Here is a 26,586-nt window from a genome sequence, read left to right as displayed (position 1 = left end):
ACGTCACGGCCGTGCGATGCGCTGAAGGCGTCCCTTCGATACCAAGCGGGGCAAGGTTTCCGTCCATTCACCGGAAGGAGGCTCGCCGGTGGCGGGCGGCCGTGGTATGTTCAGATGCAGAACGGATGTGCGCTATACGAACTATCTGGACATCGACACCCGGCCCATCAACCCGGACAAGGAGTACGTGATGGCAGAGCTGCTGTCGCTGAGTGAGGCCGTGCGGCGCCTCGTGCACGACGGGGACACCGTCGCGCTCGAGGGGTTCACGCACCTCATCCCGGTCGCGGCGGGGCACGAGATCATCCGGCAGCACCGGCGCGATCTCACGCTGGTCCGGATGACCCCGGACATCGTGTACGACCAGCTGATCGGCGCGGGCTGCGCGCGCAAGCTGATCTTCTCGTGGGGCGGCAATCCCGGCGTCGGATCGCTGCACCGCTTCCGGGACGCCGTCCAGCACGCGTGGCCGGTCCCGCTCGAGATCGAGGAACACAGCCACGCCGGCATGGCCAACCGGTACGTCGCCGGGGCGTCGGGGCTGCCGTTCGCGGTGCTGCGCGGGTACACCGGCACCGATCTCGCGGCGCAGACCGAGACGATCAAGCCGATCACCTGTCCCTTCACCGGAGAAAAGCTCACCGCGGTCCCGGCGCTGAACCCCGACGTCTCGATCGTGCACGCCCAGCGCGCGGACCGCGCGGGCAACGTCCAGCTGTGGGGTATCACCGGCGTGCAGAAGGAGGCCGTGCTGGCGGCGAAACGCTCGATCGTCACGGTCGAGGAGGTCGTCGACGCGCTGGAGCCCCGGCCGGGCGCGCTGGTGCTGCCGTCCTGGGCGGTCACGGCGGTGGCCGAGGCGCCGGGCGGCGCGCGCCCGTCCTACGCGGCCGGATACTACGAACGGGACAACGACGCCTATCAGGCATGGGACGCGATCGGCCGGGACAGGGACGCCTTCACCGGCTGGCTCCGGGAACTGACAGGGGTGGCGGCATGACCTACACGGCCGACGAGATGATGAGCGTCGCGGCGGCGCGGGCACTCAGTGACGGGATGTCCTGTTTCGTCGGGATCGGGCTGCCGAGCACGGCGGCGAACCTGGCTCGCCGTACGCACGCGCCGAACCTGACGCTGATCTACGAATCGGGCTGTCTCGGCGCGAAACCGTCCCGGCTCCCGCTGTCGATCGGCGACGGCGAGCTGGCCGACACCGCCGACGCCGTGGTGAGCGTGCCGGAGGTGTTCAACTACTGGCTGCAGCCCGGCCGTATCGACGTCGGCTTCCTCGGCGCGGCGCAGCTGGACAGGTTCGGCAACATCAACACCACGGTGATTGGTTCCGACTACCGTGATCCGAAGGTGCGGCTGCCCGGGGCCGGTGGCGCGCCGGAGATCGCCGCGTCCTGCAAGGAGGTGTTCGTCGTGCTGCGGCAGAACACCCGTGCGTTCGTCGACAAGGTCGACTTCGTCACCTCGTTCGGGCACGGCACCGGCAAGGGCGATCGCGAGCGCCTCGGCCTGCCCGGCGCGGGGCCGACGCTGGTGGTGACCGATCTCGGCCTGCTGCGGCCCGATCCGGAGACCGCCGAGCTGACCCTGACCGAGCTGCATCCCGGGGTGGAGCTCGAGCAGGCGGTGGCGGCCACCGGCTGGGCACTCAAGGTGGCGGACGATCTCGCCGTCACGCCCGCCCCCACCGATCAGGAGCTGACCGTGCTCCGCGACCTCCGGAAGGCGAGCGCATGAGCGAAGCTTGCGAGCGAATCGAGGACATCATGCGCCAAAAAGGATTAAACACTGTCTCGCGAAGCGAGGCGATCGCATGAACGACGTATTCATCCTGGACGCGGTGCGGACTCCGTTCGGCCGCTACGGCGGCGCGTTGTCCGGCGTGCGGCCGGACGACCTGGCCGCCGGCGTGCTGCGCGCGCTCGCCGAGCGCACCGGTCTCGATCCGTCCACTGTGGACGAGGTGACGCTCGGCGACGCCAACGGCGCGGGCGAGGACAACCGCAACGTCGCGCGGATGGCGGCGCTGCTGGCGGGCTGGCCGACCTCGGTGCCGGGCAGCACGGTGAACCGGCTGTGCGGCTCGGGGCTGGAAGCGGTCGGCCAGGCGAGCAGGGCGATCCAGGTCGGTGACGCCTCACTGGCCGTCGCGGGCGGTGTCGAGTCGATGAGCCGCTCACCGCTGGTGATGCCGAAGCCGGAGAAGGCCTTCCCGAACAGCAACCAGACGCTGTACTCGACGGCGCTGGGCTGGCGGATGGTCAACCCGAAGATGCCCGAGCAGTGGACCATCTCCCTCGGCGAGTCCACCGAACGCCTCGCCGAGCGGTACGGCATCGGCCGGGAGGAGCAGGACGAGTTCGCCGTCCGCAGTCACCGCAACGCCGCCCGCGCCTGGGACGAGGGGTTCTACGACAACCACGTCGTCCCCGTCGAGGGTGTCGAGCTGACCAGGGACGAGGGCATCCGCGCCGATTCCAGCACCGAGAAGCTGGCGAAGCTCAAGACCGTCTTCCGTCCACAAGGGACGGTCACGGCGGGCAACGCGTCCCCGCTCAACGACGGCGCCTCGGCGCTCCTGCTCGGTGACGAAGCCGCGGCAGGGCGCCTCGGCACGGCGCCGCTGGCCCGCATCGCCGGTCGCGGCGCCGCGGGGGTCGATCCGGACGTGTTCGGCATCGGCCCGGTCCGCGCGGCCGAGATCGCGTTGGAGCGCGCCGGGATCGGCTGGGCGGATCTGGCCGCGGTCGAGCTGAACGAGGCCTTCGCCGCGCAGTCGCTGGCCTGTCTCCGGGACTGGCCGAAGCTCGACCCGGAGATCGTGAACATCCACGGCGGCGCGATCGCCATCGGCCACCCGCTCGGCGCCTCGGGCGGGCGGATCCTCGGCACGCTCGCGCACGAACTGCATCGCAGGGGCGGAGGCTGGGGCCTCGCCGCGATCTGCATCGGCGTCGGCCAGGGGCTCGCCGTCGTCATCGAAGGCCAGTGAACCGCATGTCCGTGAGAGGAGAGCAGGCAGTGGCCGCACCGTCCGGACTCCGGCTGCCGCGGTACCGGCAGGACCCGGAGGGCACCCACGCACCCTTGGATTCCCCCGGCTATCGCTCGACGGCCCTGCGGCATCCGAAACAGCCTCTCGTCGTGCTGCCCCAGCAGCTCACCGAGGTCACCGGGCCGCTGCTCGGCCCCGGCCGGATCGGCGAGTTCGACAACGACCTGACCCGCCAGCACGCCGATGAGCCGCAGGGGCAGCGGATCATCGTCACCGGCAGGCTGCTCGACGGGGACGGCCGCCCGGTGCGGAACTCGCTGGTCGAGATCTGGCAGGCCAACGCCGGGGGCCGGTACCGGCACACCGGCGATCGCTGGCCGTGCCCGCTCGACCCGAACTTCGACGGGGCGGGCCGGACGCTGACCGACGACGAGGGCCGCTACACCTTCACCACGATCAAGCCCGGCGCGTATCCCTGGAAGAACCACGACAACGCCTGGCGGCCGTCGCACATCCACTTCTCGGTGTTCGGCAGCGCGTTCACGCAACGGCTGGTCACCCAGATGTACTTCCCGGACGATCCGTTGTTCGCGCAGGACCCGATCTTCAACTCCATCCCGGACGAGAAGGCGCGGCAGCGGATGATCGCCCGGTTCGACCTCGACCGCACCGAGGACCACTGGGCGCTGGCGTTCCAGTTCGACATCGTGCTGCGCGGCCGGGAGGCCTCGGTGTTCGAGGACGAGGAGGACGAGGACTGATGGCCGAATCGCTGTCGACGCCCTCGCAGACCGTCGGCCCCTATCTGTCCATCGGGCTGCCCTGGCCGGACGGGCCGTACGTGGTGCCGGAAGGGACACCCGGCGGGGTGTGGATCCGCGGCACTGTCTTCGACGGCGCGGGCGAGCCGATCCCGGACGCGATGATCGAGACCTGGCAGGCCGACCCCGAAGGCCGGTTCGATCATCCCGACGATCCCCGCGGGGCGGGAGCCCAAGGCTTCCGGGGCTTCGGCCGGTGCCCGACCGGCACGGCGGGCGATTACGGGATCTTCACCGTGCTTCCCGGGGTCGTGCCCGGGGAGACCGGGGCGCCGCAGGCGCCGCATGTCGACGTCTCGGTGTTCGCCAGGGGACTGCTGCACCGGGTGGTCACGCGGGTCTACTTCGAGGATCAGGACAACTCCGGCGATCCGGTGCTCGCCTCGGTCCCCGAGGATCGGCGGCACACCCTGATCGCGGCGAAGACCAAGGACGGCTACCGATTCGACGTACGCCTGCAGGGCGACGGCGAGACGGTCTTCTTCGCTCTGTGACCCGTAAACCAGTGACAGCGCACCAGCCCGATCGAAAGGGGCACGAGTGACCAGCCCGGTTCGCGTGCACAGCGTGGCGGAGGGGCCCGCGCACGGCCCCGCCGTCGTGCTCAGCGGTTCCCTCGGGAGCGACCACCGCATGTGGGCGCCGCAGGTGGAACCCTTGGTGCGTCAGGGTTTCCGGGTGATCCGGTACGACACCCGGGGGCACGGCGCCTCGCCTGCGCCGTCCGGTCCGTACACATTGGACGATCTCGTCGCGGACCTGGTCGCGCTCCTCGACGAGCAGGGCGTGGAGCGTGCGCACCTGGCCGGTCTTTCGCTGGGCGGGATGACGGGCATGTGGGCCGGGGTGCACGCCCCGGAGCGGATCGCGAGCCTGATCCTGTGCTGCACCTCGGCGAAGCTCGGGCCACCGAGCATGTGGGCCGAGCGGGCCGAGCTGGTCCGCGCACAGGGGACCGGTGCGGTCGCGGAAGGGGGCGTCGGCCGCTGGGTGACGCCGGAGTACGCACGGCGTAACCCCGCCGAAGCCAAGTTCCTGCGGGCGATGATCGCCGGGACCTCCGCCGAGGGATACGCCGCGTGCTGCGGGATCATCGAACGGATGGATCAGCTGGACGCGTTGCCGAAGATCACCGCGCCCACGGTCGTCATCGCCGGCGCCGCGGACCCGGCGACCCCGCCCGAGCACGGCAGGCTGATCGCGGACGCCATCCCGGGTGCCCGGCTCGAGATCGTCGAGGACGCGGCTCATCTGGGCAACTACGAGCAGCCTGCCGAATTCACCCGGATCATGCTCGAGCACCTGAACTCGAGCCTTTGAACTTGAGCCTTTGAACTCGAGCATCTGAACTCGAGCGTCTGAAAAACTTGTGGAGGGCTGAACTGTGAGCGAACGCCACGAGACCGGCATGAAGGTGCGGCGCGAGGTGCTCGGCGACGAGCACGTCGATCGCGCGGTCGCGAACACCACCGAGTTCACCCGGCCGTTCCAGGACTACATCACCGAGGGCGCCTGGGGCTCGGTGTGGTCCCGCGACGGGCTGGACCGGCGTACCCGCAGCTGCGTCACGCTGGCCGCGCTCACCGCGCTGCACTGCCACGACGAGCTGGCCATGCACGTCCGCGCGGCGGTCCGCAACGGGCTCACGGCGGCCGAGATCGGCGAGGTCCTCCTGCACACCGCGGTCTACGCGGGCGCGCCCGCCGCGAACGCCGCGTTCGCCATCGCCCAGCGTGTCCTCGCCGAACTCGGGGACCCCGCCGCCGGATAGGGTCACGGACATGGATCAAGGGGAGACGGACGCCGGCCGCGGCGCCCACCACGTGCAGTCGCTGGAGCGTGGGCTCGCCGTGATCAAGGCGTTCCACGCCGACGCGGTGGAACTGACGCTGAGCGACGTGGCGCGGTCGACGGGCCTGACCCGCGCGGCCGCGCGCCGGTTCCTGCTCACCCTCGTGGACCTCGGCTACGTGCGGACCGACGGCAAGTACTTCTCGCTCACCGCGCGGGTGCTCGAACTCGGCTACGCCTACCTGTCCAGCATGTCCCTGCCGGAGGTCGCGCACCCGCATCTGGAACGGCTTTCCGCGCGGGTGCACGAGTCGAGCTCGGTGTCGGTACTCGAAGGCACCGACATCGTGTACGTGGCCAGGGTCGCGGTGTCGCGGATCATGACCGTCAGCATCAACGTCGGCACCCGGTTCCCCGCCCACGCCACCTCGATGGGGCACGTGCTGCTGGCCGGGATGAGCGAGGCCGAGCTGGAGGCGTACTTCGCGGTCGTGCGCTTCGACAAGCTCACCGAACGGACGGTGACGTCACCCGACCTGCTCCGCGCCGAGCTGACCCGCGTACGCGCGCAGGGCTGGGCGATGGTCGACCAGGAACTGGAGGAGGGGCTGCGCTCGGTGGCCGCGCCCATCCACGACCGCCGGGGCGCGGTGGTCGCCGCGGTGAACCTGTCCACGCACGCCAGCCGCACCAGCGCGGAGCAGGCCCGCACCGAATTCGTGCCGCCGCTGCTCGACGCCGCCCGCGCGATCGAGGCGGATCTGGCGATCGCGGCCCCCGCCGCCAGGGCGACCCGCGGTGTCTAGCGTCGCCGGGCTCCTGCTGGCGGCCGGGGCCGGCCGCCGTTTCGGCGGTCCGAAGGCACTTGCCGAGTTCGACGGCGAACCCTTCGTCCTGCGTGCCCTCCGCACCCTGGAAACGGCGGGCTGCGGCCCGATCCGGGTGGTGCTCGGCGCCGCCGCCGAGCAGGTGCGCGATTTGCTGCCGGACCCGGCCGTCGCCGTGCTCGCCGACGGCTGGGAGCAGGGGATGGGGGAGTCGCTGCGTGCCGGGCTCGAGGTCCTGTCCGACCTGCCCGAAAACACCGACGCCGCGCTCGTCCACCTCGTCGACTTGCCCTGGGTCGGCGCCGAGGCGGTGTCCAGAGTGGCCGCCAAAAGCGGTTCCGGCGTCGTCGCCCGCGCCGCCTACGACGGTGTCCCCGGCCACCCGGTCCTGCTCGGCAGGCGCTGGTGGGCCGAGATCGCCGAGAGCGCGCGCGGTGATCGCGGCGCGCGGGACTGGCTCGCCGGGCGAACCGATCTGCGCCTGGTGGAATGCGGGGACCTCGGCAGCGGCCGCGACGTCGACCGTCGCGACGATCTTCCCGGCGGATGACCGGCACACCACCGGGTAAGCGCCTTACGATCGGGGACGTGACCGAGCCGTTCGCTTCGCCGGAAGACCTGACCGCCGCGCTGGACGCGACGGGCTACCTCGCCGACGACGGCATCGCCACGGCCGGATTCCTGGCCCTGCGCATGCGCCGTCCGCTGTTCTGCGAAGGCGAACCCGGCACCGGCAAGACCTCGCTCGCGCTGGCCATGGCCACCGCGCTCGGCAGGCCGCTGGTCCGGCTCCAGTGCCACGAGGGCATCGACGCGGCGCAGGCACTGTACGAATGGGACTTCCCGCGTCAGCTCCTGCACCTGCGCGCGCTGGAGGCGGCGGGCGACGGCAAGCTCGACGTCGACGAGGCCGAGCGATCGCTTTACACGGACCGGTTCCTGCTGGCGCGTCCGCTGCTTCAGGCGCTCAGCGCCCCCTGTGTGCTGCTGGTCGACGAGATCGACCGCGCCGATGACGAGTTCGAGGCCTTCCTGCTGCAACTGCTCGACGAGTACGCCGTCACGATTCCCGAGTACGGCGAGGTCCGCGCCGAGCAGCCGCCGCTGGTGGTGCTGACCTCGAACCGCACCCGCGAGGTCCACGACGCGCTCAAACGCCGCTGCCTCTACCACTGGCTCGAACATCCCGATCTCGTCCGCGAGGTGAGCATTCTGCGCCGCAGGCTCCCGGATATCACCGAGGGACTCGCCAAACAGGTCGCCGAGGCGGCCCACCGGCTGCGCGGTATGGAACTGCTCAAACCGCCCGGCGTCGCGGAATCGCTCGACTGGGCGCGGGCGCTGCTGGCGCTGGACAGGGACGAACTGGACGCGGCCTCGGCGGCCCGCACGCTCGGCGCCGTCCTCAAGTACAGCGAGGACCTCGACCGCGTCCGCGCGAAACTCGACGCGCTGTTCGCCTGAGCCCCGTCCGTTCAGCCGCCCGTGAGCATCGCGAAGTAGCCCGCTTCGTACTGGGCGCGATCGGCGTGGTGGCCGACGCGCTGCGGCGTCCCGTCCGGGGTGATCACCGTGCGTCCCGCCGCCGCGCCGTCCTGCCGGACGGCGACCCGTTCCTTGCGCTGGCTCACCGGGTTGACCCGGTCGAACACGACGGACGCGGCGAGCGTGTCCCACCAGTAGAGCCCGCCCGCGGCGATGCCCGACGCGGCGTCCGGCTGGGTGAGGATGGCGTGCACGAGGCGCGCTTCAGGCGTCCGGCCGGTCCCGAGTTTGTCCACAAAGGACTGTGTGACGGGGACGTCGTTCGTGGCGTCCAGCGGCGCGATGTCCACCCGGCCGGGCAGCTTCGCGAACACCCGCGCGGCGGACGCGGGATCCAGCCACATGTTGACCTCCTGGCTGCCGTCGAACTTCGCGGCGTCGGGGCCGTAGATGTTGCCGGGCACGCCGAACGCGCCGCCCATCACCGAAAGCCGGGAGATCCGCGCGGCGACGCCGGGCACGTCGAGCGCCTTCGCGACGTTGGTGAGCGGGCCGGTGGCCAGCACGACGACCGGGCGCGGTGCGGTGAGCACGGATCCGGCCAGCAGTTGCCAGGCCGGGAGCACCGACGGCCGGTCGGGGCGGCCACCGTCGCCGAGCGCCCCGGTCAGCACCCGCTCGGTCCACGCGCGGCCTTCCGCGGGTTGCGGATTGACGCCGGTGGGGGAGCCGTCCGCGACCGGGATCCCGCTCAGCCCGCAGCGTTCGAGCTCGGTCCGGACGTGGGTCAGCGCCCGGCCCGGTGTCCCCGAACCGTTGTTCGTCACGGTGACCGCGCGCAGGTCGATCCGGTGCTGTTTCTCCGCCTGGCAAAGGTAAGCCAGCGTCGCGGCGTCGTCGAAGTCCATGTCGCCGTCGAAGACGACCGGGACGGCGCCGTGCGCGCCGGATTCCGCGGCGGTGGCAGGGACAGCGCTGCTCAGCGTGCCTACGAGCGCGGCGGTGAGCACCACTCGCGCGAGTCGAGGAAGGATCATGAGGTCACCGTAGCGAGAGAACGGCCGCGCGGTAATTGCTTTGACGAGCCCGCCGGGCACCAGCCATTCTTGTCGGGCACCGCGGAAAGCACCGCGAGAAACCGAAAGGAGGAAACCATGCAGATCGGCCGAGCCACCGAACGGAAGACGGTTTCCTCCGCCGAATGCTGATTTCGGTTCTGCAGACCCTTTTCCGAACTCTTCGCGCCCGCCTTGCGCTACCGGGGCAGGACGCTGCGAAGAGCGCGGTCTGCGCACTCCGTCCTGGGGAGGAGCGGTGTGCGCAGACCGCCCCTCACCTTCGTTCTGTGCGCCTCGTGGATCGCGAGGCACAATGGACGGATGCACCCTGCCACGGCGGCCGTCTCCGATCCGGTACCCGGGTTGGCCGGCTTCGCCGCCGCACTGCGCGAGGCGGGCGTGGCCTGCGACGCCCGGAGGGTGCAGGCGTATCTGACGGCCGTCAGCGAGATCGACATCGCCGAGCCGACCCAATTGTACTGGGCCGGACGCCTGACGCTGTGCTCGGACCCTGACGACCTCCCCCGTTACGAAGAGGCCTTCACGCGCTGGTTCGACCTCGAAGCTCCGGGCCGCGAACGCTCCCGCAGCCAGACGCCACCCCGGACCACGATCGCCCCGCTGACCACGGATCCGGGCGGCGACAGCGGATCCGGCGAGGGGCGCGACGAGCTCCGGGTCGCGGCCAGTTCCCAGGAAATCCTGCGTCATCGCGACCTGGCCGAGCTGACCACGGCCGAACGCGAACATCTCCGCGAACTCCTTGCCACACTGCGGCCGGTGCTGCCCGCTCGTCCCGCAGCCAGGAGAACACCGTCGCGGCGCGGCAGGCTCGACGCGTCGCGCACTCTGCGTGCGATGCTCGCCACCGGCGGTGAACCCGTGAAACTTCCGCGCACCCGCCGGGGCACCCGCACCCGGCGTGTCGTGCTGCTCATCGACGTCTCGGGGTCGATGAGCCCGTACGCCGACGCGTTGTTGCGCTTCGCCCACGTACTCACCCGGCACGCGCCGGCGGCGGTCGAGACGTTCACCCTCGGTACCCGCCTGACCCGGGTTTCGCGTCAGCTGCGGCAGCGGGATCCGGAACGCGCGATGCTCGCCGCGGGCACCTCCGTTCCCGATTTCGCTGGTGGCACAAGGCTTGGCGAGACGTTGCGCGCGTTCCTCGACCGCTGGGGACAGCGCGGCGTCGCGAGGCGCGCGGTGGTCACGGTGTTCTCCGATGGATGGGAACGGGGCGATCTCGCGTTGCTGAAGGAGCAGATGGCTCGGCTGCGCCGTCTCGCTCACGCCGTACTCTGGGTGAATCCGCATGCGGGACGTGCGGGCTACGCCCCGGTCCAGAGCGGGATCGTGGCCGCGCTCCCGTACATCGACGGGCTGCTGGCCGGGCACAGCCTGGCCACCTTGGAACGACTGCTCGGGGAGATCGCCGATGCGTGACGTACTGGACGAGGTGTACCGCCGCTGGTCGGCGGGGGAGACGGTGGGACTCGGCACCGTCGTGGCGACGTTCTCTTCGGCACCGCGCGCGCCGGGCGCGTCGATGGTCGTGGCGCCGGACGGCACCGTGGCGGGCAGCGTGTCCGGCGGGTGCGTCGAGGGCGCGGTGTACGAGCTGGCCCAGGAGGTCGTCGCCGAGCGCAAACCCGTGTTGCAGCGCTACGGCGTCACCGACGACGACGCGTTCGCGGTGGGGCTCACCTGCGGCGGGATCATCGACATCTACGTCGAGCACGTGGATCAGCGGTCCATGCCCGAACTCACCGAGGTGGTCGAGTCGGTGCGCGGCGGTGAGCCGGTCGCGGTGGTGACCGTCATCGAACACGAGCGGGCCGGGCTGGTCGGCGAGCACATGGTGGTGTGGCCGGACCGGACGGAGGGCTCGCTCGGGTCGTCCAGGATGGACGACGCGGTCGCCGACGACGCGCGCGGCCTGCTGGCCAGCGGGCGCACCGGCACCCTGCACTACGGGCCGGACGGCCAGCGCCGCGGCGAGGGCATGACGGTGTTCGTCAACTCCTTCGAGCCGCCGCCGCGGTTGCTCGTGTTCGGCGCGATCGACTTCGCCGCCGCGATGGCGAGGATGGGCGCCTACCTCGGCTACCAGGTGACGGTGTGCGACGCGCGCCCGGTGTTCGCGACCAGCAGCCGGTTCCCCGAGGCCCACGAAGTCGTCGTCGACTGGCCGCACCGGTACCTGACCGCGGAGGCCGAGGCGGGGCGGATCGACCAGCGCACAGCGATCGCGGTGCTGACCCACGACCCGAAGTTCGACGTGCCGCTGCTGGAGGTCGCGCTGCGGCTCGACGTCGGCTACGTCGGTGCGATGGGATCACGCAAGACCCACGACGACCGGTTCGCGCGCTTGCGCGAGGCTGGGATCACCGAGGCGGAGCTGGAGCGGCTCTCCTCGCCGATCGGGCTCGACCTCGGCGCCCGCACCCCGGAGGAGACCGCGGTCTCGATCGCCGCCGAGATCATCGCGCTCCGCTGGGGCGGCGGCGGGCGACGGCTCGCCGAACTCTCCGGCCGCATTCACGGCTGACCCCATTCAGCGAAATCACCCGAGCCTCGAACCGCGAATGCGGTGCGGCGGCTCGGGTTTTCGCTTATGTGCGGAAGCGGCTTCCCCGCTGAAGAGTTCGGGACTTGTCCGCACGCAGATGGCGTAGCACGCTCACGTGTGAGCCCGATCACCCGCGTGTGTGGCCGGACTTGGCCGTTCCCGAACCGGCCCGCCAGCCCTCGCACCCCCTGGCGGGCATTTTCTCTTGGAGGCCTGATGCGCATCACCGTCCATGTCGACGGCACGAGCTACACCGACGACGTCGAGCCACGCACCCTGCTCGTGCATCACCTGCGTGAACGGCTCGGCAAGGTAGGGACCGTGGTCGGCTGCGACACCAGTAACTGCGGCGCCTGCACCGTCCATCTCGACGGGCACAGCGTGAAGTCCTGTTCGGTGCTCGCGGTCCAGGCGGACGGCTGCGAGGTCACCACCATCGAAGGACTGGCCCGTGACGGGCAGCTGCATCCGGTCCAGCAGGCGTTCCACGACAACCACGCCCTGCAGTGCGGGTTCTGCACGCCCGGCATGATCATGCAGTCGATCGACCTGCTCGCCGACAATCCCGATCCCGACGAGAAAGCCGTCCGCGAAGGGCTCGAGGGCAACCTCTGCCGTTGCACCGGCTACCAGAACATCGTCCGCGCGGTCCGCGACGCCGCCCACCACATGCGGCCCGGTGCCGGCCCGGAAGCCGAGCAGATCGCCGACGAGGCCGCCCAGAGCGAAAAGTCTGCCCCGCACGTCGGCGTCGGTGGTGAATGATGACCGCCACTATCGAACCGGAAGTAGGAAAGTCCCGGCGTCGTAAGGAAGACGAGCGGCTCATCACCGGCCGGACCCGCTGGACCGACAACATCACGCTGCCCGGCATGCTGCATCTCGCCGTCCTGCGCAGCCCGCTGGCCCACGCGAAGATCGTCTCCATCGACACGTCCGAGGCGAAGGGCTCTTCGGGCGTCATCGCCGTGTACACCGCGAAGGATCTGGACCCGGACGGCTCGATCGGCATGCCCTGCGCGTGGCCGATCACGCCGGACATGGCCACCCCGCGACGTCCGATCCTGGCCGATGGCCAAGTGAATTTCGCCGGTGAAGGCGTCGCGGTCGTCGTCGCGCGCAGCGCCGCCGAAGCACGCGACGCACTCGAAAAGATCGACGTCGACTACGACGAATTGCCGGTCGTGCTCGACATGGAGGCCGCGCTCGCCGAGGGTGCTCCGCTCGTCCACGAGGATCTCGGCAGCAACCGCAACGCTGTCTGGGTCTTCGACTCGGCCGAAGCGGGCACCGGCGGCAACGTCGAGGAGGCACTGTCCACTTCGGAGGTCGTGCTGAAGCGCCGGTTCCGCCAGCAACGCCTCGTGCCGGCGTTCATGGAGCCCCGCGCGTGCGTGGTCGATCCGACCGGCCCGCACCTCACGATGTGGTCGGCGACCCAGATCCCGCACATCCTCAAGACGATGTCGGCGCAGACGCTGGGCCTGCCCGAGCACAAGCTGCGGGTCATCGCCCCCGACGTCGGCGGCGGGTTCGGCGGCAAGATCGGTGTGCTGCCCGAAGAGATGATGTCCCTGCTGATCGCGAACAAGCTCGGGAAACCGGTGAAGTGGAACGAAACCCGGTCCGAGACGATGCTGGCCGCGCACCACGGCCGTGACCAGATCCAGGACATCACGATCAGCGCGAAGCCCGACGGCACGGTCACCGGGCTCAAGGTCGAGCTGCTCGCCGATCTCGGCGCGTACAACGGGCTCGTCGGGCCCGGCGTGCCGATCCTCGGCGCGTTCATGTTCAACGCGATCTACAAGATCCCGGCCTATCACTTCGCCTGCACGAACGTGTACACGAACACGACGCTGACCGACGCCTACCGCGGCGCCGGGCGGCCGGAGGCGACGTTCGCCATCGAGCGGATGATGGACGAACTGGCCGCCGAACTGCGCATGGATCCCCTCGCCATCAGGGAAAAGAACTGGATCGCCCACGAGGAGTTCCCGTACACCACGGTCGCCGGGCTGACCTACGATTCCGGTGATTACGAGGCCGCCACGGCGAAGGCGAAGGAGCTGTTCGACTACGACGGCCTGCGCGCCGAGCAGGAAAAGCGCCGTGCGGCAGGGGAAACCGTGCAACTCGGCATCGGGATCTCGACGTTCACCGAGATGTGCGGGCTCGCGCCGTCGCGGGTGCTCGGCTCGCTGTCCTACGGGGCGGGCGGCTGGGAGCACGCGGCCATCCGGATGCTGCCCACCGGCAAGGTCGAGGTCATCACCGGCGCGTCCGCGCACGGCCAGGGCCACGAGACGGCGTGGAGCCAGATCGTCGCCGACCAGCTGGGTGTGGCATTCGAGGACGTCGAGGTCGTGCACGGGGACACCCAGTCCTCGCACAAGGGCCTCGACACCTACGGCTCCCGGTCGCTGGTCGTCGGCGGGATCGCGATCGTCAAGGCCGCCGAGAAGGTGATCGCCAAGGCCCGCCCGGTCGCGGCGCACCTGCTCGAATGCGCCGAGGACGACCTCGAGTTCGGCGCGGGCAAGTTCACCGTGAAGGGCACGGACACCTCGACGTCCATTCAGGACATCGCGCTCGCCGTGTTCGCCGCGCACAACCTGCCCGACGGCATGGAGCCCTCGCTCGACGCGGACGCGACGTTCGATCCGGAGAACTTCTCGTTCCCGCACGGGACCCACCTGTGCGCGGCCGAGGTGGACACCGAGACCGGACAGGTACGGCTGCGTTCGTACGTCTGCGTCGACGACGTCGGGGTCGCGGTCAACCCGCTGATCGTCGAAGGCCAGGTGCACGGCGGACTCGCGCAGGGCATCGCCCAGGCGCTGTTCGAGGAGGCCGTGCACGACGAGGGCGGCACGCTCACCACCGGCACGTTCGCCGACTACCTGCTGCCCTCGGCGGCGGACCTGCCCTCGTTCACCACCGCGCGGACCGAAACGCCGTCGACGACGAATCCCTTGGGCGCCAAGGGAGTCGGCGAGGCCGGCACGATCGCCTCGACCCCGGCGGTGGTCAACGCCGTGGTCGACGCGGTGCGGCACCTCGGGGTGACCGACGTGGAAATGCCCATGAGCCCGATGCGGGTGTGGAGTGCCATCCAGGGAGGTGCCCAGTGATCCCGGCCCCGTTCGACTACGTCGCTCCATCCACTGTGGACGAAGCGATCCGCGCCCTGTCCGAAGCGGGCGAGGACGCCAAGGTGCTGGCCGGCGGGCAGAGCCTGCTGCCGGTGCTGCGGATGCGGCTCGCCGCACCGTCCACAGTGGTCGATCTCGGGAAGATCGCCGAACTCCGGGGAGTCCGCGAGGACGGTGACTCGCTCGTGGTCGGCGCCATGACCACGCACTACGACGTGCAGCGTGATCATCTGATCGCGGAGCACGCCGCGCTGGTCAAGGCCGCGACCGACACCGTCGCCGATCCGCAGATCCGGCACCGCGGCACGTTCGGCGGCGCGATCGCGCACGCCGATCCGGCGGGGGACCTGCTCGCCCCGGTGCTCGCGCTGGGCTGCGAGCTCGTTGTCGCCGGGCCGGCCGGGCGGCGGACGGTGCCCGCGGGCGAGTTCTTCCAGGACCTGTTCACCACCGCGCTGGCCCCGGACGAACTGCTCGTCGAGATCCGCGTGCCCAAGCACACCGGCTGGCACGCGCACTACGAGAAGTTCAACCGGGTCGCGCAGGCCTGGTCGATGGTCGCGGTGGCGGTCACCGTCCGTGTCGAGGGCGGCGGCATCGCCGAGGCCAGGGTGGCGCTCACCAACATGGGCGCGACCCCGGTGCGGGCCACCGCGGTCGAAGCGGCGCTCGTCGACGCCCCGGCGACCGCCGACTCGATCCGGGCCGCCGCCGAGCACGCGGCCGAAGGCACGAACCCGGCGTCGGACGGCAACGCCGATGCGGAGTTCCGGCGGCATCTCGCCCGCGTCCTGACCGGCCGGGCGCTGGCCGCCGCGGTCGGCTGATGACGCACGTCGGGGCCACCTGCCCGTAAGGTGGCCTCGACGGCTCATCACAGCGGAAACACGCAGAAGGAGGTCGGCTCGTGCGGCTCGACCACGAGTTCACCGTCCCGGCACCGATCGGGGAGGTCTGGCAGGCGGTCGTCGACCCGGAGCGGGTCGCCCCGTGCATGCCCGGCGCGAAGCTCACGAAGGTCGAAGGGGACACCTTCAGCGGCACGGTGAAGGTCAAGCTCGGCCCGATCTCCTTGCTGTACAAGGGGACCGGCGAGTTCCTGGAGAAGGACGAGGCCGCGCGCAAGGTGGTCATCAAGGCCTCCGGCAAGGACTCCCGCGGCGCGGGCACGGCGGCCGCGACGGTCACGCTCACCCTCACCGAGGCCGAGGGCGGTACGCACGGCACCGTCGCCACCGACCTGGCCATCACCGGGAAGCCCGCGCAGTTCGGCCGCGGCATGATCGCCGAGGTCGGCGGCAAGATCCTGGACGCCTTCGCCGGCTGTCTCGCGGGGAAGCTGGCCCCGGCCGCGCCCGCCGAGACCACGGCCGAGAAACCCGAGATCAAGGCCGTCCCCGATCCGGCCGGCGACCCCAAGACCGACGGCGCCAAGGCGGAGGCGCCGAAAGCCGCCCCCGTCGCCACGGACACCGCCGAGAAGCCGAAGTTGCACAGCGTCCCGCCCGCCGCCGAGACCGAGGCGATCGACCTGCTCGACTACGCGGGCCAGTCGGTGCTGAAGCGGCTCGCGCCGGTGCTCGCGGCCGCGGTGACGTTCGTCGCGGTGTTCGCGATCGTGCGGCGCCTGCGGCGAAAGTCATCGTCTCGGTAGACCTACACCCGCCGCCGATTCGGACACTTCACCCGTACCGGCGACGCTCCCGACACCGACCGGCTACGCTGGGCGACCTCGCCGGCCTATCTTGCGCAGGGGGAGCGTCGCGATGCAGGGAGCCGTCTCCCAGGGAACGCGGTCCGTGTGGCCCGGCTGGCCAGGCCGGTGGGCGATGTGGTCGGCCGCCAGGCCCCGCTGGATCGCCTACGCGGTGACCTGCGAAACCGTGGCCGCCGGCGCGATGGTGTTCGCGCTGGCCACGGGGTTCGGTGGCGCGGTCCGGCCGGTGTGGTTCGCGGCGCTGGTGGCGCTCGGGATCGCGCAGGCGGAGATGTCCCGCCGGATCGAGCGGCTGCGCCGGTGGATGAGCGGCCAGACGCACATCAACGTGACCTCCGTCTGGTACCTCGCCGGCGCGGTACTGCTCCCGCCCGGCTGGGTCGCGCTGCTGGCCGTGGTGCTGTACGTGCATCTGTGGCTGCGGGTGTGGCGGCATGTGCGCAGCCGTCCGGCGCATCGCTTCGCGGCCAGCACGGCGTGGGCGATGCTGTCGTGCTTCGCCGCCTCCGCCTCGTTGACGGTGGCCGGAATCGACAACGCGCCGCTGGAAACCTGGAGCGGCGTCGGCGCGCTCGTGCTCGCGGCCGTGGTGTTCGAGCTCGTCAACATCGCGCTGGTGGCGGCGGGCATCTACCTCTACACCAGCAAGCCGTCGCTGGCCGACCTCATCGGCACCCGCGAGGACAACGCCTTCGAACTCGCGACCCTGTGCCTCGGCGGGCTCGTCGCGCTCGCGCTCGTCGTGCAGCCCGTGCTGATCGTGTGCGCGATCGCCCCGCTGCTGTTGCTGCACCGGTATCTGCTGCTCAAACAGCAACTCCAGGTCGCCGCGGTCACCGACGAGAAGACCGGCCTGCTGAACACCGCCGGCTGGCACAAACGCGCCAACCGCGAGTTCGCCAGGGCGCGGCGGCGGGGGACGGGCGGCTTCGCGGTCCTCATGATCGATCTGGACCACTTCAAGCGGATCAACGACACCTACGGCCACCTCACCGGGGACGACGTCCTCGCCGAGGTGGCCGTCGCGATCACGGGGTCGGTGCGGGCGTGCGACACCGTCGGCCGTTTCGGCGGCGAGGAGTTCGTCGTGCTGCTGCCCGCGGTCGGCGGCGTCGACGTGCTCGGCATCGCCGAACGGATACGCGCCACCGTCGGCACGCTGAACGTGGTGATCTCCAGCGGCGCCGGGACGGTCCGCATCGGCGAGCTGTCCGTTTCCATCGGCGTCGCCCACTATCCCGGGGCCGGGGACACGCTCGACTGCGTCCTCCGCGCCGCCGACGAAGCGCTCTACCGGGCCAAGGACGCGGGCCGCAACCGCGTCGCCCTCTGACCGGCCGGTGTGACCCCCGACTCGAAATACCGCGCGAGCCCGGCCGTTGAACCGGATATGACGGAGCACGAGACGGACGTGGTGGTCATCGGGGCCGGGCAGGCCGGGCTTTCCGCCGCGTATCACCTGCGTCGCTCCGGATTCCGCAACGACAGCGGGTTCGTCGTCCTCGACCACGGCGACCGCGCGGGCGGCGCCTGGCAGTACCGCTGGCCGTCGCTGGTCCTCGGCAAGGTGCACGGCCTCTACGACCTGCCGGGTATGACACTCGGCGTCCCGGACCGCTCGCGACCCGCGTCCGAGGTCGTGTCCGAATACTTCGAGCGCTTCGAGAAGACCTTCGACCTGCCCGTGCGGCGCCCGGTCGACGTCCAGTCGGTGAGCCGCGACGGCGAACGGCTCGTCGTCGCCAGTCCCACGGAGACGTGGGCCGCCCGCGCCGTCATCAACGCGACCGGCACCTGGGACAAGCCGTTCTGGCCGCATTACCCGGGCCAGGAGACGTTCGCCGGGCGCCAGCTGCACACCGCGGACTACACCGGTGCCGAGGATTTCCGCGGCAAGCGGGTGATCGTCGTGGGCGGCGGAACCTCGGCCGTCCAGCTGCTCATGGAGATCGCCCCGGTCGCCGCCGCGACGCGGTGGGTGACGCGGCGCCCGCCGGTGTGGCGGGGCGAACCGTTCAGCGAGGATTGGGGCCGCAACGCGGTCGCCAAGGTCGAACGCCGCGTGCGGGCCGGGCTGCCCCCGGAGAGCGTCGTCAGCGTGACCGATCTGGCGCTCACTCCCGAGGTCCGCCAGGCGCAGGCCGCCGGGATTCTCGACCGGCACCCGATGTTCGACCACCTCACACCCGGCGGCGCTGTCTGGGCGGACGGCACCCGCTTCGACGCCGACATCATCCTCTGGGCCACCGGTTTCCGGGCCGCGCTCGACCATCTCGCCCCGCTGCGTCTGCGGACGCCGGGCGGCGGCATCGAGGTCGAGGGCACTCGCGTGGTCGCGGAACCGCGGCTGCACCTGGTCGGGTACGGGCCGTCGGCGAGCACCGTCGGAGCGAACCGCGCGGGGCGCGCGGCTGTGCGCGAAGTGCGGGCGTTACTCGGCCGGTCAGCGGTTCCGTCGTTGACACGCAGTGCGTGAAGCTGCGCGAAGACCACCCGTAATGGTCTGTTCCACTCACTGCATTCGGTGTTAACTGGCTCACACAACGTCGTCGATCGACGCATAGGGGGCCAGATGCCGTCCTTCAGATGGGTTATCAGACTCTTTCCGGTGACATCGCTCGCGCTGGCTGCCGCGATGGTCGTGCCCACCCCGGCGGGCGCCGCCGGGGCCGCCGCGGGCCTGGCGAAGGTGTGGCCGACGCCCCAGCAGGTGACGTCGCGGCCGGGGCAGGTCACCATCCCGCGCACCGTCGTCGAGGTCACCGGCCGGGACACCGATCCTTCCGCGCTCGCGGTGGTGGAACAGGTACTCCGCTCGGCGGGCGCGAGCACCTTCGTCAAGATCACCGACGGTGACCAGGCCGCCCAGACCGCGCGGGAGCGCGGCGGGCTCGTGGTGTTCGTCGGCGGTCCCACGGAGAGCAAGGCGACCGCGCGGGCGCTCGCCGCGCTCAAGGTGGACGGGCCGGAAGGCCTGCCGCGCGGGGGTTACGTCCTCGCCGCGGACCGCGGCGTCATCGCACTGTCCGGTGTGGACACCACGGGGACGTTCTACGCCGCGCAGTCGATGCGTCAGCTCTTCGCCGGCGGCAAGAGCGGCGCGTTCTCCATGCGGGACTGGCCGGCGGCGCCGCTGCGCGGTGTCATCGAGGGCTTCTACGGCGCGCCGTGGTCGCACAACGATCGCTTGGCACAGCTGGATTTCTACGGCCGTACCAAGCAGAACATCTACGTCTACTCGCCCAAGGACGACCCGTATCTGCGGGCCCGCTGGCGTGATCAGTATCCGCCCGATCAGCTCGCCCTGATCTCGCAGCTGGTCTCCCGGGCCACCGCGAACCACGTCGAGTTCACCTACGCGCTCTCGCCGGGGCTCTCGGTGTGTTACTCCTCGGACGCCGACGCGGCGGCGCTCGTCGCGAAGTTCCAGTCCCTGTGGGACATCGGGGTCCGTTCGTTCTCGATCCCGCTCGACGACATCTCCTACACGCGCTGGAACTGCGACGCCGATGCGGCGAAGTTCGGCACCGGCGGCGCGGCCGCGGGCGCCGCGCAGTCGTTCCTGCTCAACCGCGTGCAAAAGGACTTCATCGCCACGCATCCCGGCGTCGAGCGGCTGCAGATGGTCCCGACCGAGTACTACGACGTCGACGACTCGCCGTACAAGACCGCGTTGCGCACCCAGCTCGACCCGGCCGTGCTCGTCGAGTGGACCGGGGTCGGCGTGGTCGCCAGCCAGATCACCGAAAAGCAGGCGCAGCAGGCGAAAGCGGTGTTCGGGCACGACATCCTGATCTGGGACAACTACCCGGTCAACGACTACATCACCGAGCGGCTGCTCCTCGGCCCGTACATCGGGCGCGAGCCCGGCGTCGCGAAGCTCATGTCCGGCATCACGGCGAACCCGATGGTGCAGGCGGAGGCGTCGAAGATCGCCGAGTTCACTTCGGGTGACTTCCTCTGGAATCCGGCGAGCTACGATCCCGACGCGTCCTGGACGGCGGCCGTCGCCGATCTCGGCGGAGCGGCGGCACCAGCGCTGAAAGTGTTCGCGGAGAACAACTTCTCGAGCCTGCTGGCCCGTCTCGACACCGGGAAACCGGATCTGGACTCGCCGGTACTGCGCCCGCTGCTGAGCGCGTTCTGGGCGGCGCTGGACAACAAGAACCCGTGGGACGCGGCGGCGAAACTCGACCGCTACCTCGGCCGGATGACGGCCAACCCGGCCGACCTTCGGCGCGGGATGGCGTCGAACGCGAAGTTCCTCGCCGAGGTCGGGCCGTGGCTCGACCAGGTCGGGTTCTACGGCCAGGCGGGGCAGCACGCGGTGAAGATGCTGATGGCGCAGTACGTCGGGGACGGCCCGAAGGCGTGGGCCGAGCGCGGCGAGCTGGTCGCGGCGTTGCAGAAGGCGCGGGACATCCGCGTCCAGACCGCGCGTGGTCCGCGGAACCCGAGTTCCTGCACCGCGGTGTGCGTCCCGTTCCTGAACTCCGCGCTGGCCGCCGCGGATCGCTGGTTCGGCCTGCCCGGCGTCCGGCCGCTGCCGGTGACGACGCTCGGCACCTACACCGACAACGGACCCGAGCGCATGGTCGACGGCGACCCCGATACGTACTACTGGAGTGACGGGCCGCCGGGGCTCAACGACGCGGTCGGCGTCGATCTCGGCGCCGCGCAAGCGGTGTCCCATGTGGACGTTCTGATGGCCAAGCCCACCAGTCCCGCCGACTTCATCCATAGCGGCGTGCTCGAGTACTCCGCCGACGGCGAGCACTGGACGGTACTGCAGGTGGTCGCGCAGCCGACGCTCTCGGCCGACTTCCCCGCCGGGGCCAAGGCCCGGTTCGTGCGGGTGCGCTCGACCGGGACGCAGATCAACTGGGTAGTGGCGCGGGAGTTCACCGTGTCCGTTCCCGGCACGCCGAAGTACACGGTGTCCGGCACTCCGGCGGGGACGAAGCTCGAAGCGGCGGCCGACAACAACGCGGATTCGGTGTACACGGCGGGATCCGCGCCGGTCGCCGGTGACGCGCTCGTGGTCACCGCCGACTCGGCGAAACCGCTCGTCAAGGTCGTCGTGCTGGCCGTCGAATCCGGCGCCGGTGCGGACGTCCAGGTCGCCGACGCGGCGGCGCCGGGCGGCTGGCGCACGATCGGCAGGCTCGACGGCCGCTACGCCGAACTGCCCGCCCGCGGTGTCGTCACCGACCGGGTCCGTCTCTTGTGGACACCGGGCACGGTCGCGCCGAAGATCGCGGAGGTGGTTCCCGTCTTCGCGCGTTAGCTGCTCCTCGGCACCGCTCCCCGCTCATCGGAACATCGGTGGGCGGGGAGTGTCGTATACGGAGCGTATCTGGACCGTTTCACCTTCGTTCGCCGGTTGCCAATGTCCGGGAATGACCATTAAGGTTCCGTTTTAGTTAGGAAACTTTCCTAACAGAAAACGCCGCAGGTCCTATCCGCCCAGCTCGTCCGGTATTCCAGGAGCGCGACGTGTCCCCTTCCCGATCCCGAACCCTGCTCAGGCTGGCGCCCGCGGCTGCCGCGGTCGTGCTCGTGCCCGCCGCCCTGAGCGCCACCACCTCATCAGCGTCCGCGGCCGACACCCTGCTCACCAAGGGAAAGCCGACGGCCACCTCCACCATCGAGAGTGCGTCGTACTCCGGCGACAAGGCCGTGGACGGCGACGCCAAGACCCGATGGGCGAGCGTCGAGAGTTCAGATCCGCAGTGGCTGCGTATCGACCTCGGCCAGCCGTCCACAGTGCACCGCGTGCGGTTGAACTGGGAGGCCGCGTACGCGAAGAAGTACCGCATCGAGATGTCCGACGACGGTACGAACTTCAAGACCGTGGCCACGATCGACAACGGCGACGGCAAGATCGACGATCTTCCCGGGCTCACCGGGCACGGCCGTTATCTGCGCTTCGTCGGCGTCCAGCGGGCGACCACCTATGGCTACTCGCTCTGGGAACTCGAGGCGTTCGGCACCCCGGACTCCACCGGGGACACCCAGGCGCCGAGCACCCCGGCCGGGCTGACGGCGGGTGAGGTCACCACCTCCAGCGCGGCGCTGAACTGGACCGCGTCGACCGACAACGTGGGTGTCGCCGGCTACGACATCCTCCGCGACGGCAAGGTCGTCGCCAGCTCGGAAACCACGTCGTACAATGACACCGGCCTGACGCCCGACACGTCCTACACCTACTCCGTGCGGGCCCGCGACGCCGCGGGCAACACGTCGGCGGCGAGCGCCGGTGTCACGGTACGGACGAAGACGGGCAGCGCGTCGGGATTCGTCCTCGCCGCGGCGGGCGACATCGCCGAGCAGTGCACCGCGTCGAGTTCGAGCTGCGTGCACCCGAAGACCGCCAAGCTGGTCGAGCAGATGAACCCGGCCGCGGTGATCACCATGGGCGACAACCAGTACGACGACGCGCACCTGTCGGACTTCCAGAACTACTTCGACAAGACCTGGGGGAAGTTCAAGGACAAGATCCACCCGATCCCGGGCAACCACGAGGGGTACGACAGCCCGAAGAACCAGGGCTACAAGGACTACTTCGGCAAGATCGCGACCCCGAACGGCAAGACGTACTACAGCTGGGAAATGGGGAACTGGCACTTCATCGCGCTGGACTCCAACGAGTTCGCGCCGCCGGACGACCTGGCGGCGAACGCGGAGTCCGCGCAGCTGACCTGGCTCAAGCAGGATCTGGCCAAGAACACCAAGGGCTGCGTCGCCGCGTACTACCACCACCCGCGGTTCAGCTCCGGTGACCACGGTGACCAGAAGGGCAGCGCGGAGCTGTGGAAGCTCCTGGCGGCCAACAAGGTCGACCTGGTACTCAACGGCCACGACCACCACTACGAGCGGTTCAACCCGCAGAACGCGGACGGCAAGGCCGACCCGGCCGGTCCGGTGGAGATCCTCGGCGGCATGGGCGGGGCGCACCTCTACCCGATCCACTCCGCGCACCCGACCACGGCGAAGCTGATCGGCGGCACCTACGGCGTGCTGAAGCTTTCGATGACCGACACCAGCTTCCAGAGCCAGCTCCTCGGCGTGGACGGCAAGGTGCTCGACAGCAGCCCGACCTACACCTGCCACTGATCGGGGCCGCGGATGTACATCGCGACAAGCCGTAGTTCGGACGCCGCTTCGGGTGTCACCGCCGAGGCCGGCCGCAAGCCCGCGCTGCGCAGGGTGTCCGCCAATGTGGTGGCGCTCGGCATGGTCAGCCTGGTCACCGACATCTCCTCGGAGATGGTCACCGCGGTGCTGCCGCTGTATCTGGTGCTCGGGCTCGGGCTCAACCCGCTGCAGTTCGGGTTGCTCGACGGCCTCTACGCCGGGGCGACCGCGGTGGTCCGGCTGCTCGGCGGGCACGTCGCCGACCGATGGCGGCGGCTCAAGGCGGTGGCCGGGTTCGGCTACGGCTTGTCCGCGGTGTGCAAGCTCGGCCTGCTGGCGGCCGGTTCCTCGGTGGCCGCGATCGGCGCGGTGCTGGCCGCCGACCGGACGGGCAAGGGACTGCGGACGGCACCGAGGGACGCGCTGATCTCGTTGAGCAGTGACCCGGCGACGCTCGGCCGGTCGTTCGGGGTGCACCGGGCGATGGACACGGTCGGCGCGTTCCTCGGGCCGTTGGTCGCGATGGCGGTGCTGTGGTTGTCGCTGGGCAACTACCAGGCGGTGTTCTTCACCAGCTTCTGCGTCGCCGCCATCGCGGTGCTGCTGCTGGTGTTGTTCGTCCGGGATCGGTTGAGCGACTCCGAGCGTGTCCGTACCTCGGTGCGGGCCGCGTTCGGCCTGCTGCGGGACGCGCCGTTCCGGCGGATCTCGATCTGGGCGGCGCTGCTGGGCCTGGTCACGATCGGCGACTCGTTCGTGTACCTGGTCCTGCAGCGCCGGTGGTCGGTCGAGCCGCAGCTGTTCCCGCTGCTGCCGCTGGGCACGGCCGGGGTGTTCCTGCTGCTGGCGGTGCCGCTGGGCAGGCTCGCCGACCGGGTCGGCCGGTGGGCGGTGTTCCTGGCCGGGCACGTCGCGCTGGCCGCGGCGCTGCTGATCCTCGCCGGGCCGACCGGCGGGATCTGGATCGCCGTGTGCGCGCTCGCCCTGCACGGCGCGTTCTACGCGGCGACGGACGGGGTGCTGATGGCCGCCGCGGGCCCGTTGCTGCCCGCCGGGCTGCGGGCGACCGGGATGGCGGTGATCCAGACCGGGCAGGCGGTGGCCAGGATGGCCTCGTCCGTCCTTTTCGGACTGGCGTGGACGGTGTGGGACCTGCGGCCCGCGGTGTTCGTCGCGGCCGGGGTGTTGCTCGTGGCGGTGCTCGCCGCCGCGGTGGTCAAACCATGGGCGGTGCGCGCGTGAAGAAGATCCTCCTCGCCGTGGTGGGTGTGCTGGTGCTGGCCGGTGCCGCGGTCGTGTTCGTGGTGAACGCCAGGGCGGGCGACGGCGGCACGAACGCCGTGCCCGTGGTGACCGGCCAGCCGATGACGTTGTCGCCGGGACGGCTGTTGTTCCGCAACACCGCGCCCGGCCCCGACTCGGGGAAACTGGCATCGGTACCGCTCGCGACGCCGGACGCGCCTCGTCAGGTCGGTGACCTGCGCTGCGACCGCGTCGCCGTGGCGGCGGGGACCGGTGTGTGCCTCGCCGTGCACCCCGACGTGCTCCCGGCGGTGAGCGACGTGATCGTGCTCGACGGCAAACTCGGCGTCAAGCACAAGGAGACGCTGCCGGGCACACCGAGCCGGGCCCGGGTGTCGCCGGACGGCAAGTTCGTCTACTGGACCCTGTTCGTCACCGGTGACTCCTATGCCGCGCAAGGATTTTCGACCCGCGCCGGGGTGTACGAGGTCGAGACCGGAACCCTGGTGAAGACGATCGAGGAACTCGCGGTCTTCGTCGGCGGCCAGCGCTATCTCGCCGCGGACGTCAACTACTGGGGCATCACGTTCGCCCCGGACGGGAACCGGTTCTACGCGACGCTCGGGTCCAAGGGCCAGACGCACCTGATCGAGGGCGACTACCAGCACTATCGCGGGAAGTCGTTGCGGGACAACGTCGAATGCCCCTCCCTTTCGCCGGACGGCAAGCGGATCGCGTTCAAGAAGAAGGTGTCCGAAGGCGTGTGGCGGCTCTCGGTGCTCGACCTCGCGAGTATGCGGGAGACGCCGCTGGCCGAAACCCGCAGCGTCGACGACCAAGCGCTGTGGCAGGACTCCTCGACCATCCTTTATGGACTCGCCAACCCCGGCGGCGGGTCGGACATCTGGTCCGTGCCCGCCGACGGCTCGGGTGCGCCCCGGTTGCTGGTGCCGGGCGGGGCCTCGCCCGCGGTGGTGAGCTGAGCGCAGGCGTCAACGTATCCGTTGACACGTGAGTCGTCAACGGATACGTTGACGTCCGTGAACAACTCCTTCGAAGAAGTCGATCTGGGGTCTGGACCCATCCGCAACGACGATCCCGTCGCGGCATTGCGCATGATGCCCTATGTACGCAGCTCGGTGGACGAGGCCGAGCTGACGCTCATCGAGTCGATCATGGATCGCGGCTGGACCTGGGAACAGCTGGGAGCGATCTACGGCGAACGCTCCAAACAGGCCATGCAGCAGCACTATCGGCGCCGTGGAGGGCAGCGTTCCTGGCCCGGGATGCGGCCCCCGCAGCCGGAGGACACGCCACCGGGGCAGCCGGACCGCGATCTCGGCGCCGATCCGGCCGACGCGGAAGCGATCCGGAGGGCCGTCACCGGGCTGATCCTCAGCTTCCGCGCCGCCGACGAGGCACTGGGCCACATGTCCGGCGCGCCATGGAACCAGCGTGATCCCGACCGGGAAGCGGCACGGCGCCTGCGATGGACCGAACGCCTCAAGGACAGTCTGGAAGAGCTGAAGGAGTTCATCACCAATCAGCTCCCGGACGGCGTGCCGCGAGTGGACGACCGGCCCCTGGTCGTCGGGGAGCACATGCGAGTCCACGACGATCGCCTGGAAATCGAGAACGGCAAGGTCGACCAGGTTCGTACCGGGCTCGACGACACACTCGCCCGGCTTCAGCGGCACCGCGACACCCTCGACCGGACCATCGACGGACTCCAGCGACGGCGAGCCGAACTCGCGTGATCAGCCGCGGAACTCGC

At 70.4% G+C, this 26,586-nt stretch carries 24 protein-coding genes; 23 read left to right on the top strand and 1 reads right to left on the bottom strand.

All coding sequences use genetic code 11. The annotated features are described in order from the left end of the window. Window positions 1–190 precede the first annotated feature (190 nt). The 10 genes from ACFWX1_RS30365 (at window position 191) to ACFWX1_RS30320 (ending at window position 7,910) form a co-directional block, all read left to right on the top strand. Window positions 191–1,000: a CoA transferase subunit A gene (locus ACFWX1_RS30365; RefSeq protein ID WP_378393141.1), complete on the top strand. Its 810-nt coding sequence runs from the start codon at window positions 191–193 to the stop codon at window positions 998–1,000. After that, window positions 997–1,749, top strand: a complete 753-nt coding sequence (locus tag ACFWX1_RS30360) for a CoA-transferase subunit beta (protein ID WP_378393117.1) — start codon at window positions 997–999, stop codon at window positions 1,747–1,749. Before ACFWX1_RS30365 ends, ACFWX1_RS30360 begins: the two co-directional genes overlap by 4 nt. 76 nt (window positions 1,750–1,825) lie before the next feature. Next, the gene (locus ACFWX1_RS30355) at window positions 1,826–3,004 is read left to right on the top strand and encodes a thiolase family protein (protein WP_378393115.1); all 1,179 of its coding nucleotides are present in this window, start codon (window positions 1,826–1,828) and stop codon (window positions 3,002–3,004) included. A gap of 29 nt (window positions 3,005–3,033) precedes the next feature. Continuing rightward, entirely contained in the window at window positions 3,034–3,768 is a 735-nt protein-coding gene (gene pcaH, locus ACFWX1_RS30350) for a protocatechuate 3,4-dioxygenase subunit beta (RefSeq protein ID WP_378393113.1), read from the top strand. Further along, a complete protein-coding gene (gene pcaG, locus ACFWX1_RS30345) occupies window positions 3,768–4,322 on the top strand; it encodes a protocatechuate 3,4-dioxygenase subunit alpha (protein ID WP_378393111.1) in 555 nt (184 codons plus the stop codon). The genes pcaH and pcaG overlap by 1 nt, the downstream gene beginning before the upstream one ends. Window positions 4,323–4,368: 46 nt before the next feature. After that, the gene (gene pcaD, locus ACFWX1_RS30340; protein ID WP_378393109.1) at window positions 4,369–5,148 is read left to right on the top strand and encodes a 3-oxoadipate enol-lactonase; all 780 of its coding nucleotides are present in this window, start codon (window positions 4,369–4,371) and stop codon (window positions 5,146–5,148) included. Window positions 5,149–5,212: 64 nt separating this feature from the next. Continuing rightward, entirely contained in the window at window positions 5,213–5,599 is a 387-nt protein-coding gene (pcaC, locus tag ACFWX1_RS30335; RefSeq protein WP_378393107.1) for a 4-carboxymuconolactone decarboxylase, read from the top strand. Window positions 5,600–5,609: 10 nt separating this feature from the next. Beyond that, the gene (locus ACFWX1_RS30330) at window positions 5,610–6,425 is read left to right on the top strand and encodes an IclR family transcriptional regulator C-terminal domain-containing protein (RefSeq protein WP_378393105.1); all 816 of its coding nucleotides are present in this window, start codon (window positions 5,610–5,612) and stop codon (window positions 6,423–6,425) included. Further along, window positions 6,418–6,996, top strand: a complete 579-nt coding sequence (locus ACFWX1_RS30325; protein ID WP_378393103.1) for an NTP transferase domain-containing protein — start codon at window positions 6,418–6,420, stop codon at window positions 6,994–6,996. Before ACFWX1_RS30330 ends, ACFWX1_RS30325 begins: the two co-directional genes overlap by 8 nt. Next, complete coding sequence (locus tag ACFWX1_RS30320) at window positions 6,993–7,910, top strand: AAA family ATPase (RefSeq protein ID WP_378393101.1); 918 nt, start codon at window positions 6,993–6,995, stop codon at window positions 7,908–7,910. The genes ACFWX1_RS30325 and ACFWX1_RS30320 overlap by 4 nt, the downstream gene beginning before the upstream one ends. 11 nt (window positions 7,911–7,921) lie before the next feature. Here ACFWX1_RS30320 and ACFWX1_RS30315 read toward each other — a convergent pair whose 3' ends face one another. Beyond that, a complete protein-coding gene (locus ACFWX1_RS30315; RefSeq protein WP_378393099.1) occupies window positions 7,922–8,968 on the bottom strand; it encodes a nucleoside hydrolase in 1,047 nt (348 codons plus the stop codon). A gap of 342 nt (window positions 8,969–9,310) precedes the next feature. Between ACFWX1_RS30315 and ACFWX1_RS30310 the strand changes: the two genes are divergently transcribed. From ACFWX1_RS30310 to ACFWX1_RS30250, 13 genes are all read left to right on the top strand, one after another. Then, the gene (locus tag ACFWX1_RS30310; RefSeq protein ID WP_378393097.1) at window positions 9,311–10,435 is read left to right on the top strand and encodes a VWA domain-containing protein; all 1,125 of its coding nucleotides are present in this window, start codon (window positions 9,311–9,313) and stop codon (window positions 10,433–10,435) included. Further along, window positions 10,428–11,540 carry an XdhC family protein gene (locus ACFWX1_RS30305; protein ID WP_378393095.1) on the top strand — a complete coding sequence of 371 codons (1,113 nt, stop codon included), beginning with the start codon at window positions 10,428–10,430 and terminating at the stop codon, window positions 11,538–11,540. Before ACFWX1_RS30310 ends, ACFWX1_RS30305 begins: the two co-directional genes overlap by 8 nt. 237 nt (window positions 11,541–11,777) lie before the next feature. Further along, window positions 11,778–12,326, top strand: a complete 549-nt coding sequence (locus ACFWX1_RS30300) for a (2Fe-2S)-binding protein (protein ID WP_378329108.1) — start codon at window positions 11,778–11,780, stop codon at window positions 12,324–12,326. Further along, window positions 12,326–14,695 carry a xanthine dehydrogenase family protein molybdopterin-binding subunit gene (locus tag ACFWX1_RS30295; protein WP_378393139.1) on the top strand — a complete coding sequence of 790 codons (2,370 nt, stop codon included), beginning with the start codon at window positions 12,326–12,328 and terminating at the stop codon, window positions 14,693–14,695. The genes ACFWX1_RS30300 and ACFWX1_RS30295 overlap by 1 nt, the downstream gene beginning before the upstream one ends. Then, a complete protein-coding gene (locus ACFWX1_RS30290; protein ID WP_378393092.1) occupies window positions 14,692–15,543 on the top strand; it encodes an FAD binding domain-containing protein in 852 nt (283 codons plus the stop codon). Before ACFWX1_RS30295 ends, ACFWX1_RS30290 begins: the two co-directional genes overlap by 4 nt. A gap of 80 nt (window positions 15,544–15,623) precedes the next feature. Then, window positions 15,624–16,370 carry an SRPBCC family protein gene (locus tag ACFWX1_RS30285; RefSeq protein ID WP_378393090.1) on the top strand — a complete coding sequence of 249 codons (747 nt, stop codon included), beginning with the start codon at window positions 15,624–15,626 and terminating at the stop codon, window positions 16,368–16,370. A gap of 112 nt (window positions 16,371–16,482) precedes the next feature. Next, window positions 16,483–17,766, top strand: a complete 1,284-nt coding sequence (locus ACFWX1_RS30280; RefSeq protein ID WP_378393088.1) for a diguanylate cyclase — start codon at window positions 16,483–16,485, stop codon at window positions 17,764–17,766. A gap of 57 nt (window positions 17,767–17,823) precedes the next feature. After that, window positions 17,824–18,909 (top strand): NAD(P)-binding domain-containing protein, encoded by a 1,086-nt coding sequence (locus ACFWX1_RS30275; protein ID WP_378393086.1) that lies wholly within the window; start codon window positions 17,824–17,826, stop codon window positions 18,907–18,909. 132 nt (window positions 18,910–19,041) lie between these two features. Then, a complete protein-coding gene (locus tag ACFWX1_RS30270) occupies window positions 19,042–21,720 on the top strand; it encodes a beta-N-acetylglucosaminidase domain-containing protein (RefSeq protein ID WP_378393084.1) in 2,679 nt (892 codons plus the stop codon). 209 nt (window positions 21,721–21,929) lie between these two features. Next, on the top strand, window positions 21,930–23,549 hold the full coding sequence (locus tag ACFWX1_RS30265) for a discoidin domain-containing protein (RefSeq protein ID WP_378393082.1): 1,620 nt from the start codon (window positions 21,930–21,932) through the stop codon (window positions 23,547–23,549). Between the two features lie 12 nt (window positions 23,550–23,561). Then, window positions 23,562–24,812: an MFS transporter gene (locus ACFWX1_RS30260; protein WP_378393080.1), complete on the top strand. Its 1,251-nt coding sequence runs from the start codon at window positions 23,562–23,564 to the stop codon at window positions 24,810–24,812. Continuing rightward, window positions 24,809–25,795, top strand: coding sequence for a hypothetical protein (locus ACFWX1_RS30255; protein WP_378393078.1), 987 nt, complete (start codon window positions 24,809–24,811; stop codon window positions 25,793–25,795). The genes ACFWX1_RS30260 and ACFWX1_RS30255 overlap by 4 nt, the downstream gene beginning before the upstream one ends. A 57-nt stretch (window positions 25,796–25,852) precedes the next feature. After that, window positions 25,853–26,569, top strand: coding sequence for a hypothetical protein (locus ACFWX1_RS30250; protein WP_378393076.1), 717 nt, complete (start codon window positions 25,853–25,855; stop codon window positions 26,567–26,569). The last annotated feature ends 17 nt before the right edge of the window (window positions 26,570–26,586 follow it).

It is taken from the genome of Amycolatopsis sp. NPDC059021 (genome assembly GCF_042739895.1).
Taxonomy (GTDB): domain Bacteria; phylum Actinomycetota; class Actinomycetes; order Mycobacteriales; family Pseudonocardiaceae; genus Amycolatopsis.
The sequence above is the reverse complement of the archived record's forward strand: the minus strand, read 5'-3'. Positions and strand labels throughout refer to the sequence as shown.

Coding starts and splice junctions, on each gene's coding strand:
- ACFWX1_RS30365 (WP_378393141.1), top strand. CDS start 191: ATGGCAGAGCTGCTGTCGCTGAGTGAGGCCGTGCGGCGCCTCGTGCAC.
- ACFWX1_RS30360 (WP_378393117.1), top strand. CDS start 997: ATGACCTACACGGCCGACGAGATGATGAGCGTCGCGGCGGCGCGGGCA.
- ACFWX1_RS30355 (WP_378393115.1), top strand. CDS start 1,826: ATGAACGACGTATTCATCCTGGACGCGGTGCGGACTCCGTTCGGCCGC.
- pcaG (WP_378393111.1), top strand. CDS start 3,768: ATGGCCGAATCGCTGTCGACGCCCTCGCAGACCGTCGGCCCCTATCTG.
- ACFWX1_RS30330 (WP_378393105.1), top strand. CDS start 5,610: ATGGATCAAGGGGAGACGGACGCCGGCCGCGGCGCCCACCACGTGCAG.
- ACFWX1_RS30320 (WP_378393101.1), top strand. CDS start 6,993: ATGACCGGCACACCACCGGGTAAGCGCCTTACGATCGGGGACGTGACC.
- ACFWX1_RS30315 (WP_378393099.1), bottom strand. CDS start 8,968: ATGATCCTTCCTCGACTCGCGCGAGTGGTGCTCACCGCCGCGCTCGTA.
- ACFWX1_RS30310 (WP_378393097.1), top strand. CDS start 9,311: ATGCACCCTGCCACGGCGGCCGTCTCCGATCCGGTACCCGGGTTGGCC.
- ACFWX1_RS30305 (WP_378393095.1), top strand. CDS start 10,428: ATGCGTGACGTACTGGACGAGGTGTACCGCCGCTGGTCGGCGGGGGAG.
- ACFWX1_RS30300 (WP_378329108.1), top strand. CDS start 11,778: ATGCGCATCACCGTCCATGTCGACGGCACGAGCTACACCGACGACGTC.
- ACFWX1_RS30295 (WP_378393139.1), top strand. CDS start 12,326: ATGACCGCCACTATCGAACCGGAAGTAGGAAAGTCCCGGCGTCGTAAG.
- ACFWX1_RS30280 (WP_378393088.1), top strand. CDS start 16,483: ATGCAGGGAGCCGTCTCCCAGGGAACGCGGTCCGTGTGGCCCGGCTGG.
- ACFWX1_RS30275 (WP_378393086.1), top strand. CDS start 17,824: ATGACGGAGCACGAGACGGACGTGGTGGTCATCGGGGCCGGGCAGGCC.
- ACFWX1_RS30260 (WP_378393080.1), top strand. CDS start 23,562: ATGTACATCGCGACAAGCCGTAGTTCGGACGCCGCTTCGGGTGTCACC.